Below are 13,285 nucleotides of genomic sequence, written 5' to 3' on the forward strand. Positions count from 1 at the left end.
AATTAGTGTGTAATTATTTAATTGCACTCACTTTTGTACCATCCAATAAGTTAATCTGACCTGATGTGATCACCTTGTCACCAGCTTTTAAGCCTCCTAACACTTCGATATCATTTCCGAAATTACGTCCAGATGTGATTTTTACCATTTTAGCTGTGCTATCTTGTTGCATCACAAAAACTGTATTCGAACTTACACTACCCACAAATGCATTGCGTGGAACGACTAACGCATTGATATTTGCGTTCTCTCCAAAAGATGCAGTTCCGTACATACCGGCTCTCAACAAATTGTCTGAGGTATTTTTAACTTCAATTTCAACTGGGAAATTTAAGCTTCCATCCGCTTTAGGCGCAATAAATGTAATGCGTCCAGTGAAACTTTTATCAGGGTAGACACTTACGTTAATCGCGATTTGATTGCCAACTTTTAAAGCCGCAACATTTTTCTCATCAACGTTTACGCGTAATTTTAAAGTGGATACATTCACGATATCGAAAGCTGGCGTTCCTGGAGAAACATAAGTTCCTGGCTCAATTTTACGAGAATTAACGATACCCGAAACCAATGAACGGATCGTAATATCTCCAGCATTTAATTTTGAACTTTTCAATGCATTTTTAGCATTCTCGAATCTCAATTTCGCTTGGTCAACTTGTTGCTGTGTTACACCTCCAGAAGAAAATGCACTTTCAAATCGTTTAACTTCAGCTTCTGCATTGTTGTATTCTGCTTGCGAGTTTGCAACAGTTACATTTAATTTATCACCTTCTACAATTGCTAAAGTCTGTCCTGCGCTCACGCGAGAACCCTCATCAACTAGTACACGAGTAACTTTACCAGATGCCTCAGCAGATACAGTCACCTCTTGAGCAGGAATAAATGTTCCATTAGCAATGTATTGCAAATTGACATCTTGTTGCTTAACAGTATCTAATTGAACCAAAACCGAAGCATTGCGCTGCGCAACAACTTGAACTTCAGCTTCGTTTTTAGCTTTATTTTTTGTTAGGACATAATAGATACCCCCTAATGCGGCAACAATAATAATGATTGTTATAATCGTACGTTTCATTTTTTATAGTTAATTATTCGTTTACTAATGATTTTAAATTTCCGTTTGCTTTGATTAATTGAATTTCAGCTACTTTGTAATTCAATAATGAGGTGGTGTAATTATTTTGAGCATCTGCATAAGCTGTTTCTGCTTCCAATAATTCAGTTAATGTAGCTAATCCATTGCGGTAGTTGTTTCTTGTATTCTCCAAAACATCTTCCGCTAACCCCACATTTTCCTCGTTGCTATTGATGACCAATAGACTATTTTTGATTTGAGCCTTTGCGTTTTCGTTAGCAAGATTTAACCCCAATTTCGTATCTTCTATATCAACCGCAGCTTTTCTGATTTCAATGTCTGCCTGACGGATTTTAGATCTAGTCGCACCACCGGTGAAAATAGGGATAGTCAAGTTCAAACCTACTGAAGAGAAGTTCGACCAAATGTAACCGCTATTTCCAAAAGTTGGAAAAATGTTACCGTTACTTAAATTCCCAAGGTTTCCAGAGATTGACAAGGATGGATAATAAGCAGCCATCATCGATTTTTTATTTAATTTCAGCAACTCCGTTTGTGTATTAAGAGCCAATATCTCAGTTCTGTTATTTACATCATTTGTTTCAAGCGTAGAATTCAGATTCACATTAAATGTTTCTTTTGGCAATTCAATATCCGTGCGGATATCCATTCCGATCGCAAATTTCAATGCATTTTCTTGAATTTCTAATGCATTCACCAATTGCTGTTTCTGTGATTCTAAATTGTTGACTGCAACTGTTGTACGGTCTAAATCAATTTTCTTTCCTAAACCAGCTTTTACCAAACCTTCAATTACACCTCTAGTCTTTTTAGTATTATCTAGATTGCTCTGCAATGTTTTCAATTGCTGCTGTGTCTGAAAAACTTCGTAATAAGAGTTCGCGACCTTCTCAATTAACAGTTCTTCTGTCAATGTATTGTTGATCATATAAAACTCGCGTGTAGTTTTCGCCGCTTTCAAACCAGTAAATAAAGCCTGATTAAAAATTTGTTGCGAAACGGACGCTGTAGCGTTTGTACCCCATTTTTGTCCAAAAGCAACCATTTCAATCTGACTAGGACCTCCAGAAAAAGCACCTACATCTATCGGACTTTTTTGAAGAATCGGATTGTAATTAAGAGATGCTGTAGCACTCAATTGAGGCAATGCTCCGGCGCGAACTTCATCGATCTGGTATTCCGCATTCTCAATATCCAATGCAGATTTTTTTGCATCCGCTTTGTTTTTTAACGCAAAAGTGATTGCTTCTTGCAGGGTTAGCTCTTCTTGAGCGAACAAGGGGTTTGCCATTACAATACTGCAAGCTAGTATTGCAAATAACTTTAATTTATTCATTTGTTTGTATATAGTCTTATTTGTGTATTATTTTATCTTCAAAAATAAATTGGGTTGCTCTTTTTTGACTTTCGAGAATCAAATCGATTTTGTCGTAGTCCGGCAAACAGTTAATAATATTTGAAATATTTTCTTTTAAAGCCAAACCTTTCATAATATCAATATAAAGTTCGGCAGCCTCATCAATGTTGCTGAATTTCACTTCGCCCATGCTTTCTGCCTTTTCAAAAAGACCTCTAAGCTCGGTACAATCTCTGCATTTCATGTCCTCGATGATTTCATCCAATTGTAGATCTTTGATCCAATCTAGATTTTCAGCAAGGTGCAGCATGTAGTATTTCTTAATGACTTTGCAGCGATGCTCTATAATGTCAAATAGCGTTCCTAAAAAATCTCCTTTGAAATTTTCAATGATTTTTATTTGCCCGTCTATCATCTCATTACCAATGTATAAGATAACATCAGCAATTAGCTTCGCTTTATCGGCATAATAGTAATACAGATTCCCCTTCGTAATATTCAAGTCCTCGGCAATCTCGTTCATGGTCGTTTTACTGAAACCAAAACGGGAGAATCTTAGCAAAGCAACTTCAATAATCTTTTCTTTATTTAAACTCATCTCGTATTATCAAAATCTTAATTATTGACTTTTTCTAAATTTTGTTCAAAAGTATAAAAAGAAAACTAGATTGCCTTATCGTTTTTGAAAAAAACAATAGATTATTGACAATTTGATGACCTGCAGTAGTGAATGCTTTTAATCTGTAGCTTATTCTTGACTGAATAGCTTGGCGAATTTGCGCTTATCAAACTTATACAATCGAGCCGCACGATAGGAAACATGCTGTTGCACTTCGTTCAATTCTTTTAAATAGCCCAAATTCATAATCTTTTTGCGGAAGTTCCTTTTATCAAGCTTCTTGCGCAAGATTTCTTCATAGACCTGTTGGAGCTGGGTCAATGTAAATTTGTCGGGCAGCAATTCGAATGGAGCGGTGGAATAGGAAATGGATCTTTTTAATTTATCCAGACTTAAGTTAATGATTTCTTGATGGTCAAAAGCCAATTCTGGCAATTCTGAAACAGAAAACCAGTTCGCCTGTCGCATATAATCCGTCACAGGCTTGACCTTATTTTTTACATCATCAAAACGGATAAGCGTGGTGTACGCTACGGTCAAAATACGTCCTTCCGGATGTCTTTTCACACCTGCAAATGCTGCGAGCTGTTCCATAAAAATGTCTTTCAGGCCAGTCATTTCATACGAAATACGCGCAACTGCATCTTCCATTTCTTCGTACTTATTGACAAAAAAACCAGGCAGTGCCCACCAACCACTGTATGGTGATTCGTTTCGTTCAGTCAGAAGCACTTTTAATTGCCCTTCATGAAAACTATAAATAACGCAGTCGATCGTAAAATGTGTATGCAAACGCTTTAATTTAGTAAACTTTCTGTAACAATTATCATTAAAATATTGTTAAGAATCAAGAAAAACGCAAAAAAATTTAATAGTGTAATATTTACACACTATATTCGTATTTCTAAATATGATATAATCGAATGATAGAAATAAAAAATATAGGCGTTTTCACATCAGGAGGAGATGCTCCGGGCATGAATGCTGCCATCCGTGCTGTAGTTCGTACAGCATTATTTAATGAAAAAAAAATAACAGCAATTTATCAAGGATACCAAGGCATGATTGAAGGCAATTTCTGCGAAATGCAAAGCAGATCGGTCAGCTCAATTATTCAAAAAGGCGGTACAATCCTTAAATCAGCAAGATGTTTAGAATTTAAAACCAAAGAAGGCCGTCAAACAGCTTTTGAAAACTTGCAAAAAGAAGGCATCGACGCTTTAGTGGCGATCGGTGGCGACGGAACTTTTACTGGCGCTAACTTATTCTCGTTAGAATACGGAATCCCTGTTGTATGTATCCCCGGAACAATTGACAATGATTTGAATGGGTCGGATTATACCTTGGGTTACGATACGGCGAATAATACGGTAATCGAAGCAATTGATAAAATCAAAGACACGGCTGCCTCGCATAGCCGTTTGTTTTTTGTGGAAGTGATGGGTCGCGATTCAGGATGCATTGCCTTAAATGCAGGTGTGGCATCAGGTGCTGAAGCGATTTTATTGCCTGAAAAAGACACTGCAATCTCGGAATTGATCGACATGTTGGAAACGGCAGCGGACAAAAACAAATCGTCGACGATTGTAATTGTTGCAGAAGGAGATAAAAATGGTGGCGCGTATAATGTGGAAAAGCATGTCAAGCAAAAATTTGATTATTATGACACAAAAGTTAGTATCTTAGGGCATCTTCAACGCGGTGGTTCTCCTAGTAGTTTTGATCGTGTTCTTGCAACCAAGATGGGCTATCATGCTGTTCAGGAATTATTGAAAGGAAGCACACGAGTAACAATTGGAATCCGAGGAAATAAAATCGTAACCACTCCTTTAGAAGAAGCATTAAATAAAAGCGAATTTAAGCTAGATGAAGATTTAGTTAAAATTGCGCAAGTAATGAATATTTAAGTATAGACATGATTGCAGTTATTTTTAGCGGTTCACGATATGCAGATTGGCGCTTAGCCGAAAAAGGCCGTATTGCCTTTGGTTTTCGCACATCTGGAATAAATCCGTACATCCAAGATGAGCGATATATTCTGCAACTGCTAAACAAAAACACCAATCTCATCAATAATGCAGAAAAGATCAGGAAGATTTATTTCTTTGGCGCCGGCGCTTCGTCGACCGAGCGGCAAGAAAAAATAGAGAAAGTCTTTCAGCAGTTCTTTAAAAATGCAAAAATCAAAGTCAGCCATGATGTGCTGGCTTCGGCAATCTCTACATTCGGGGACGAAAAAGGAATTATCGGAATCATAGGTTCGGGATCTAACGCAGCTTACTATACCGGAAAAAAAGTTTTAGAAAACAACTTTGGCCTTGGCTATATTTTGGCGGATGAAGGATCGACAAATTGGCTAGGCAAACAGTTGCTTAAAGATTTCTTAACAGAAGTAATGCCCTCTGGTTTGAGAGAAAAGCTCTTGCTAAAACATGCTTTGGATCGCAAAACCATTTTGGAAAAAACGTACAACTCGCCTAATCCAAATATCTTTTTGACATCGTTCGCTGATTTTATTTACGAAAACCGCGACGATGCCTACATGTGCCAAGTCATTAAGAATGGATTGTCCAAATACGTAAAGACGTATCTGGTTCCTTTATCGGAACAATATCCAGATGCTGTTTTTAATTTTACAGGATCCGTAGCGGACAATTATGGCGAGTGGCTCAAAGATGCAGTCAAAGAATACCATTTGCCGATAGGCATGATTGTCAAAGAACCTGTACAGAATTTAGTAAAATATTACCTTAATAAAAATAAATAAAAATGAAAATTGGAATTAACGGATTCGGTCGTATCGGCCGTTTAGCTTTCAGAGCAGCTGTAAAACGTAGTGATATTGAAGTAGTAGGTATTAACGATTTAGTTGAGCCAGACTACATGGCTTACATGCTGAAATACGATTCTACTCATGGCCAGTTTGATGGTACAGTAGAAGTTAAAGATGGAAATCTTGTTGTAAACGGAAAAACAATCCGCGTTACAGCTGAAAAAGATCCTGCAGATTTGAAATGGAATGAGGTAGGTGCTGAAGTAATTATTGAATCGACTGGCTTTTTCTTGACTCAAGAATTGGCTCAAAAACATATTGATGCTGGTGCGAAAAAAGTTGTTTTATCAGCTCCTGCAAAAGACGATACCCCTACTTTCGTAATGGGTGTTAACCACAAAGAATTGAAAGCAGATCAAAACATCGTTTCGAACGCTTCTTGTACAACAAACTGTCTTGCTCCTATCGCTAAAGTATTAGATGACAACTTCGGAATTTTAGAAGGATTAATGACAACTGTACACGCAGTTACTGCAACTCAAAAAACTGTAGACGGCCCTTCAGCGAAAGACTGGAGAGGTGGACGTGGTGCTTACCAAAACATCATCCCTTCTTCAACTGGTGCTGCTAAAGCGGTAGGTTTAGTATTGCCTCAATTAAAAGGTAAATTAACAGGTATGTCTTTACGTGTTCCTACGGCTGACGTTTCTGTAGTTGATTTAACTGTACGTTTGGAAAAAGGTGCTTCTTACGAAGAAATCAAACGCGTAATGAGAGAAGCTTCTGAAGGCGAGTTAAAAGGTATCTTAGGATATACTGAAGATGAAGTTGTATCTACAGATTTCTTAGGTGATGCTCGTACATCGATCTTCGATGCAAAAGCTGGTATTTCATTGAACGATAACTTTGTGAAAGTTGTTTCTTGGTATGACAATGAGTGGGGTTACTCCAACAAAATTGTTGACTTAGTACAAGAAGTAGGAAAGCTTGGATAGTATTTAGTAGTTAGTATATAGTATTTAGATACGTGGGTTAATTTCTAACAACTCAAATCTCATATCTAACGTCTTAATAGTAGTTAGTATTTAGATGTAGAGGATGATTGTAGATATCTCATATCTAACATCTCAAATCTCATATCTATAACCTAACAGCTCAAAACAAAAAAAGGGAGAAAATTAATTTTCTCCCTTTTCTGTATACCTAAGTTTTCTCTATTTCATCAAGAATCCGCCGCCAAGCAAATCATTGCCTTCGTAGAACACTGCGGATTGTCCTGGAGCAATACCTTTCACATGATGTGGAAAATCTACACGCATAATATCGCCGTCTTGAACAATGGTCGACAATGCACCTGCGTCTTTGTAGCGGATTTTTGTAATCGCTTCCATCGGTTCGCTAATGCTTGCATATTTCACCAAGTTGATGTTCTTCACGAAAGCTTGCGATTTTTCCAACTCATGCTCCTCTCCTAACATGACCGAATTGCTTTCGGGCAATATTTGGATCACATACATAGGCTTGCCAAAAGCAACCCCCAAACCTTTACGTTGTCCGATCGTGAAATACGGATAACCGATATGCTGTCCAACGACCGTTCCATCTGCCAAAATAAAGTTACCCACGCCAATCTCTTGGTCTAAGGTTGGTCTTTTATGTCTTAAGAATGAACGGTAATCATTATCTGGAACAAAACAGATCTCATAGCTTTCCGATTTATTCGCTAGTTCTTGCTGGCCCATTTGCATTGCCATTTCACGGATTTCCTTTTTCGTAAAGTTTCCTAACGGAAATTGCGTACGTGCTAGGTTTTCTTGTGAAACACCCCATAACACATAGGACTGATCTTTATTTTCATCCAGACCTTTTGAAATCACATGGCGTCCGTTATCATGCAAACGGATATTTGCATAATGCCCTGTTGCGATAAATTCACAATCCAGCTTATCCGCACGCTTCATTAAGGCTTCCCATTTGATATGCGTATTACATAAAACACAAGGGTTAGGTGTGCGTCCGGCAATGTATTCATCCACAAAATTGTCGATTACAAAATCCCCAAATTCATCGCGGATATCGAGAATAAAATGCGGAAATCCATAGTTCACCGCCAATGAACGAGCGTCATTGATGCTATCTAAACTACAGCAGCCCGTTTCTTTCGAAGAACCACCAGAAGAAGCATAATCCCAAGTTTTCATCGTAATACCAATCACTTCGTAGCCCTGTTCGTGCAACATCACTGCCGCAACCGAACTATCCACTCCGCCACTCATGGCCACTAAAACTCTTCCTCTTTTACTCATATCAATTTACTAAAGCGCAAAGATACCCTTATTTGCAAAAATCTCTGTTTATTTGTTGTAAATTTATCTTAATCAAAATCAATACTTTGCTACCTAGAGGCAACTTTTTTAAATCAAAAGTTTTAGATATCGAAAAAAGAAACTACATTTGCAACGCAACAAAGAAATAATGTTGTTTCAAATAAGGTGCCATAGCTCAGTAGGTAGAGCAAAGGACTGAAAATCCTTGTGTCGCTGGTTCGATCCCAGCTGGCACCACAAATTTGAAATCTCATTAGGAAATTGTCTTGCAGGGTGCCATAGCTCAGTAGGTAGAGCAAAGGACTGAAAATCCTTGTGTCGCTGGTTCGATCCCAGCTGGCACCACAAAATTCTCTTCAAATAGTATAATCCACAGATTTTATTTATTGTTAACGGAAACTTAAGGCAAGTAGGCTTTTCGGTTTGGTATTGTATTTAAATTTAACTTATTTATTTTTCCTAAACACTTAGGATCATAAACAAAACCTGTGGACTAAGCAAATAATTTAGTTAATCTAAATAGGAAAAAGTTGACATCCCTTACACCTCTAAATTGACTTCTGAAAGCCTTTATCTTAGCATTGAAAGATTCTGCTGAAGCATTTGTGCTTCTGTTATCGAAGTAGTTCAATATCTTTTTGTGGTGTATATTTATCGTTCTGGATACGGTATTGAAGGACTTGAACCCCGCCCGTTCGACCTTGTCTGCCCACTTCGCTAGCCTTGTAAATCCATATATCTTATCCACTGTTGTGTTGAATATCCAAGAGAGCTCCTGTGACAGGCGGTAAGCTTTTTCAATATCTGGATAGCGCTCGAACAATATAACAGCTCTTTCTTTCTGTTCAACCGTCCATTTGTGCTCGCTTTTATAGAGCAGATATCGGCTCCTTGCCAGCAGCTGTTTGAGCGTATCGCTATTGGTAAGCATTTCTGGACAATAGCTTTCTTTCTTCTTCCGTGCTTGGTCGATAGCTTGATTTTCGTCATCTATAGCCTGCCACCGATGTTTTATCCTGATTTCTTGAAGCGCTTCGCTAGCCAGCTGCTGCACATGGAACCTATCGATTACCTGAACTGCATTGGGAAAACAGCGCTTAGCGATCAGGCCCATATTTCCAGCTAAGTCCAGGGTAATCTCCGTGACTTGTTTGCGGATCCGCAAAGGTATCTTTTGAAGCAAGGGAATAATATTGTCGGATTTAGTGCCGCTCAATATCGCTACGACGGTTCCCTTTTTGCCTCGTGCATGTTTATTGCTCAAGACTGTATAAAGTTCTCCATGGGAAAGGCAGGTTTCGTCAATAGAAAGATGAGGGCTGATGTTCTCGGCAAAGATGAGCCCCTGCTTTGCATTATCTCGATGTTCCCAATCTTGAAAACCACTGAGCTTGTTCCGATAGTATCTCCTTAGCTTGCTAGCGCTTATGCCATAAAATGAAGATATGCTCTGGATGCTATGTGCCTGGCTATCCGCTGATCTCTTTTAAAAAAGCCGCGAAATCCTGTGTGATGCGCGTTCCTTTGGCTACTAGCTCCCAGTTCCTATAAACTGCCTTATCTATATCCCGGTTAAGCCATCTACGGCGTTTGACGTGCAGATATACCTGTGGGCCGCGTATTGGGAAATCTTGAAGGGTGATAGGGTCGAAAAAACCTTTGGAAACCAATTTTTGTCCTTGATATTCTTCGGGTGTGATGTTAAGCTCTTCCAGAAAGATGTCCAATCTCCTGTCATCTTTAGAATAATGGGTCATTTCGAAATAGTCGGAAACTCCTTCCGGAATAATTAAAGGCATTAAAGCTTTGAACGAATCGTGCATACTTATAAAAGATCAAAGCACAAATATCTTATTATTTTTTTCCTACTCCACAACTTTTGAACATGACCCAACACTTAATATTTTATCACAATAAGATATTTAACACTTAATATCTGACACACCAACCCAACCAGTTTAATTAATAAGCTGATTGAATGGTAGTAAAACATTACTTTATTTAAACCGATTTGTATAAATACACTAGCCAATCTGCGAGGTAAGTAGGATATCATTTAATAGACATCGGACGCATGGTTCAACGATATATACAAAATAGACGAAGACTGTTTATCGTATTTTTGACAAAGGTATGGATGATTGGAACGTCATAAATAGTAACAGCATCGTAAGCTGAGCAATACTGTAAAAGAGATTGTTTTTTAGCTAGATATGATAATACTTAGTTAAAAGACAACTGATTTACAAAATCAAGGAATTACCCGAACAAGAAGTATTACAAACATCGTAGCTTAATAAATACGGAAAACCGTTTTATTTATTACTTGGTTTGGCGTATATTCATTGCGGTAATTCCAAAATGGAATACGTTAAAATCTGCGATTATTAAAAATAGAACTTAAATGAAAAATTTCGATAGTAGAACATATAGTATTAACGATTTTCTTGAATGGCATGATAAAAAGCAACTAGAGCTTTCTCCAAAATTTCAAAGAAAATCGGTTTGGACAGATGATGCACGTTCATTTTTAATGGATACAATTATTAGAGGGAAGCCTATTCCAAAAATATTTATAAGACAAACATTAAATATTGATACTAGACAATCGATTAGAGAAGTTGTGGATGGTCAACAAAGATTGAGAACAATTCTTTCTTATCTCAATGATGGATTCGCAATAAGTAAGAACCATAATGAAGAATTTGGAGGATATTATTTTAGCCAATTGAGTAGTATCGATTTAACAATTCAATCTCAAATACTTAATTATGAATTATCTGTTGACCTTCTGGTAAATTTACCAGACAGAGAGATATTAGATATATTTAGTCGTTTAAATTCTTATGCGGTAATACTTAACGAACAAGAAAAAATTCACGCAAGTCATTTTAGCCAATTTAAAATTGTTGTGGACAAATTATCTCACAAGTACAACGAATTTTGGACTGAAAATAAGCTGCTAACAAATCAAAAAATTCTTCGAATGGAAGATACAACTTTAGTAGCAGATTTAGTTATTTCAATTCTAGATGGGATTCAATCAAAGAAGCAAATAAAGTCATATTATAACAAATATGAGAAAGATTTCCCTTTTATGATGAAAGATATAGAATCAAAATTTGACCAAACCATTTTATTAATTCAATCTATTTTTAATGAGGGATTAAAAAACACGGAGTTTAGACGTATACATCTTTTTTATACATTATTTACGTCCTTTTATCATTTTCAATTTGGTTTAAAAGACTTCGATTTAGTTGCAGGCGACATTCATAATAAGAACTGCGAACGTATAAAAAATGAATTGACTTCTTTGAATGAAATTTTCAACTTAAAAGTAATCAATAGCTTGCCAGCAAATGACATCCAATTTTTAGACGACAGTAGAAGAGCAACAACCGACACTAAAGTTAGAAAGAGAAGAACAGAATATCTAACCAATAAAATAAACGCTATTTAAATGGGTTTAGTTCAAAATTTAACAGATTTTAGAGCATCAATAACTGAACTAAATCAGCACATAAGTTTTGCTCATCAAAAATATTCCAGTGGTAGCTATAAACATCAATCTAAATTACGGGAATTTATAGCAGAATCTGCTTTTCTAAGAATTTATGTCGCATGGGAAACATTCGTCGAAAAATGCTTTATTGATTACCTCATCAACGAAGAGTCTATAAATCATAATCGACCAGCAAAATGGGCAATGCCTATAGACGCTAAACACGCAAATGATATAATTATTGGTAATCAGAAACATATGGATTGGTCAAATCCTGAAACTGTAAGAAAAATAAGTAAAATTTTCTTTCATCAAGGATACGTTTTTGATTCATCCTTAAGTTCGATTAATAGCGATTTAATGGATATGAAAACTATACGAAATTCAGCTGCACATATATCTTCATCTACTACTTCTAAACTAGATGGTGTTGCCTCAAGAATATTAGCAATTAGTGCGACTAACTATTCAGCCTATAGATTATTATTTTCTATTGACCCAAGGTCATTATCTTTAGCTAAAACTGTTTTAGAAAGATATTTAGATATTCTTGATGTTACAGCAGAACAAATTGCAAATGGCTAAATCATCTTCAAGAAAAAAATCATATTGATTACATTCGTACATTTATTCTTGCTCTTCACTCAATAGTGGGTAAAAAACTGATACAATTATATTAACCATTGATTTGTACCAGTTTAATTACTAGCTAAGGCGAAAATTTTATATCGAACATACACCCTCCAAGCTTTAGTGTTTTTACTTTCTACGAATCAAATGATCACAAAACCTCCATATCTAGCAATCAAACTTTCCCTCATCAAAAAACTTTCCCTACCTTCACCTACCAATTTATTTTTATGAAATACCTAATCACCCTAATCCTTTGCGTAAGCTATTGCCATTCCTTTAGCCAAAAGATGCAGGTTTATTGTCCGGAGGTTGTAGATACGCTGCTACGAAGCGAGCAATTTGCTGGCGAAAATATAACGGTTATCCTTACTGATGCACGGAAACTTCCAAAGAATACCCAAGCTGACTGTTCCGGCAATCAAGTATTAGGAGCGCTAGTTAAACAGCTTCGGAAAACCTATCCAAAGGCTACGCTGAACATAAAAAACAACTTAAATGCTCAACAGCCTATTTCAGGAAAATACATTAAAATCATGTTAGAAGCTTATCAATTTGGTATCGAAAAGGATTTTGCGGCTTCAATCAACCCCAAATACTACGCACCTGAATCTTTTAAAGATATTCCCGAAGACAGCTATACTGCAGGAACTATACTTGCATTTGAAATCAAAACGGATGAAAAACCTTTCCACTTTGTCGCTTCCCAATTTCATCGCTTTGCGCTAGAAATAAACGAATCAACGAGCAAAAAAGCGCTGCGAGAATCCTTTACCAAAGCATTGAACGACTTCGTTCTGTTTATCGATAAAAATCAATAAGATTACATTAAGGTCATCAGATCTACAAAACAAAAAAACCTGATTAAATCTAAATAATCAGGTTTTTATATCTCTTAGAAGCCTTCCGCTCCTATAAATAGCCCAGTAAATAATAGATAATAATAAACACAATAATAGTTCCGAAACATCCGAAACC

General features: G+C 36.7%; 13 protein-coding genes and 2 tRNA genes. 8 read left to right on the forward strand and 7 right to left on the reverse strand.

Translation table 11 applies throughout. The features are described 5' to 3' along the window. Window positions 1-13: 13 nt before the first annotated feature. The 4 genes from C4F49_RS04910 to C4F49_RS04925 form a co-directional block, all read right to left on the reverse strand. The gene (locus C4F49_RS04910; protein WP_196934766.1) at window positions 14-1,075 is read right to left on the reverse strand and encodes an efflux RND transporter periplasmic adaptor subunit; all 1,062 of its coding nucleotides are present in this window, start codon (window positions 1,073-1,075) and stop codon (window positions 14-16) included. A gap of 13 nt (window positions 1,076-1,088) precedes the next feature. Further along, window positions 1,089-2,432 (reverse strand): TolC family protein, encoded by a 1,344-nt coding sequence (locus C4F49_RS04915; protein ID WP_196934767.1) that lies wholly within the window; start codon window positions 2,430-2,432, stop codon window positions 1,089-1,091. A gap of 16 nt (window positions 2,433-2,448) precedes the next feature. Then, a complete protein-coding gene (locus C4F49_RS04920) occupies window positions 2,449-3,051 on the reverse strand; it encodes a TetR/AcrR family transcriptional regulator (RefSeq protein WP_196934768.1) in 603 nt (200 codons plus the stop codon). A 150-nt stretch (window positions 3,052-3,201) separates the two neighbouring features. Beyond that, window positions 3,202-3,864 carry an NUDIX hydrolase gene (locus tag C4F49_RS04925; protein WP_196934769.1) on the reverse strand — a complete coding sequence of 221 codons (663 nt, stop codon included), beginning with the start codon at window positions 3,862-3,864 and terminating at the stop codon, window positions 3,202-3,204. Window positions 3,865-3,995: 131 nt separating this feature from the next. Here C4F49_RS04925 and pfkA point away from each other — a divergent pair, with 131 nt between their 5' ends. Genes pfkA through gap form a run of 3 tightly spaced genes read left to right on the forward strand, consistent with a single transcriptional unit; the run spans window position 3,996 to window position 6,840 of the window. Further along, window positions 3,996-4,979, forward strand: a complete 984-nt coding sequence (gene pfkA / locus C4F49_RS04930; protein WP_196934770.1) for a 6-phosphofructokinase — start codon at window positions 3,996-3,998, stop codon at window positions 4,977-4,979. An 8-nt stretch (window positions 4,980-4,987) separates the two neighbouring features. Then, the gene (locus tag C4F49_RS04935) at window positions 4,988-5,839 is read left to right on the forward strand and encodes a hypothetical protein (protein ID WP_196934771.1); all 852 of its coding nucleotides are present in this window, start codon (window positions 4,988-4,990) and stop codon (window positions 5,837-5,839) included. Window positions 5,840-5,841: 2 nt separating this feature from the next. Then, window positions 5,842-6,840 carry a type I glyceraldehyde-3-phosphate dehydrogenase gene (gap, locus tag C4F49_RS04940; RefSeq protein WP_196934772.1) on the forward strand — a complete coding sequence of 333 codons (999 nt, stop codon included), beginning with the start codon at window positions 5,842-5,844 and terminating at the stop codon, window positions 6,838-6,840. Between the two features lie 219 nt (window positions 6,841-7,059). Here the strand turns inward: gap and mnmA are convergent, their stop codons facing one another. Then, a complete protein-coding gene (gene mnmA, locus C4F49_RS04945; RefSeq protein ID WP_196934773.1) occupies window positions 7,060-8,151 on the reverse strand; it encodes a tRNA 2-thiouridine(34) synthase MnmA in 1,092 nt (363 codons plus the stop codon). Between the two features lie 185 nt (window positions 8,152-8,336). Here mnmA and C4F49_RS04950 point away from each other — a divergent pair. After that, window positions 8,337-8,409: transfer RNA gene (locus C4F49_RS04950), tRNA-Phe, on the forward strand. 35 nt (window positions 8,410-8,444) lie between these two features. After that, window positions 8,445-8,517 (forward strand) — tRNA-Phe (locus tag C4F49_RS04955). A gap of 148 nt (window positions 8,518-8,665) precedes the next feature. Here C4F49_RS04955 and C4F49_RS04960 read toward each other — a convergent pair. Continuing rightward, window positions 8,666-9,628 carry an ISAon1 family transposase gene (locus C4F49_RS04960; RefSeq protein WP_472908831.1) on the reverse strand — a complete coding sequence of 321 codons (963 nt, stop codon included), beginning with the start codon at window positions 9,626-9,628 and terminating at the stop codon, window positions 8,666-8,668. Between the two features lie 13 nt (window positions 9,629-9,641). Continuing rightward, complete coding sequence (locus C4F49_RS04965; RefSeq protein ID WP_231388211.1) at window positions 9,642-9,995, reverse strand: ISAon1 family transposase N-terminal region protein; 354 nt, start codon at window positions 9,993-9,995, stop codon at window positions 9,642-9,644. A 581-nt stretch (window positions 9,996-10,576) separates the two neighbouring features. Here C4F49_RS04965 and C4F49_RS04970 point away from each other — a divergent pair. The 3 genes from C4F49_RS04970 to C4F49_RS04980 all read left to right on the forward strand — a co-directional run bounded on the left by C4F49_RS04970 (window position 10,577) and on the right by C4F49_RS04980 (window position 13,128). Next, window positions 10,577-11,635 carry a DUF262 domain-containing protein gene (locus tag C4F49_RS04970; RefSeq protein WP_196934774.1) on the forward strand — a complete coding sequence of 353 codons (1,059 nt, stop codon included), beginning with the start codon at window positions 10,577-10,579 and terminating at the stop codon, window positions 11,633-11,635. After that, a complete protein-coding gene (locus C4F49_RS04975) occupies window positions 11,636-12,262 on the forward strand; it encodes a hypothetical protein (RefSeq protein ID WP_196934775.1) in 627 nt (208 codons plus the stop codon). Window positions 12,263-12,537: 275 nt separating this feature from the next. After that, on the forward strand, window positions 12,538-13,128 hold the full coding sequence (locus tag C4F49_RS04980) for a hypothetical protein (protein ID WP_196934776.1): 591 nt from the start codon (window positions 12,538-12,540) through the stop codon (window positions 13,126-13,128). Window positions 13,129-13,285 lie beyond the last annotated feature (157 nt).

Source organism: Sphingobacterium hungaricum (assembly GCF_015210005.1).
Taxonomy (GTDB): Bacteria; Bacteroidota; Bacteroidia; order Sphingobacteriales; family Sphingobacteriaceae; genus Sphingobacterium; species Sphingobacterium hungaricum.

What these genes read in the sequence shown, in the direction of transcription:
- C4F49_RS04910 (WP_196934766.1), bottom strand. Translation starts at nt 1,075, where the DNA reads ATGAAACGTACGATTATAACAATCATTATTATTGTTGCCGCATTAGGG.
- C4F49_RS04920 (WP_196934768.1), bottom strand. Translation starts at nt 3,051, where the DNA reads ATGAGTTTAAATAAAGAAAAGATTATTGAAGTTGCTTTGCTAAGATTC.
- mnmA (WP_196934773.1), bottom strand. Translation starts at nt 8,151, where the DNA reads ATGAGTAAAAGAGGAAGAGTTTTAGTGGCCATGAGTGGCGGAGTGGAT.
- gap (WP_196934772.1), top strand. Translation starts at nt 5,842, where the DNA reads ATGAAAATTGGAATTAACGGATTCGGTCGTATCGGCCGTTTAGCTTTC.
- C4F49_RS04935 (WP_196934771.1), top strand. Translation starts at nt 4,988, where the DNA reads ATGATTGCAGTTATTTTTAGCGGTTCACGATATGCAGATTGGCGCTTA.
- C4F49_RS04975 (WP_196934775.1), top strand. Translation starts at nt 11,636, where the DNA reads ATGGGTTTAGTTCAAAATTTAACAGATTTTAGAGCATCAATAACTGAA.
- C4F49_RS04970 (WP_196934774.1), top strand. Translation starts at nt 10,577, where the DNA reads ATGAAAAATTTCGATAGTAGAACATATAGTATTAACGATTTTCTTGAA.
- C4F49_RS04980 (WP_196934776.1), top strand. Translation starts at nt 12,538, where the DNA reads ATGAAATACCTAATCACCCTAATCCTTTGCGTAAGCTATTGCCATTCC.
- C4F49_RS04915 (WP_196934767.1), bottom strand. Translation starts at nt 2,432, where the DNA reads ATGAATAAATTAAAGTTATTTGCAATACTAGCTTGCAGTATTGTAATG.
- C4F49_RS04965 (WP_231388211.1), bottom strand. Translation starts at nt 9,995, where the DNA reads ATGCACGATTCGTTCAAAGCTTTAATGCCTTTAATTATTCCGGAAGGA.
- pfkA (WP_196934770.1), top strand. Translation starts at nt 3,996, where the DNA reads ATGATAGAAATAAAAAATATAGGCGTTTTCACATCAGGAGGAGATGCT.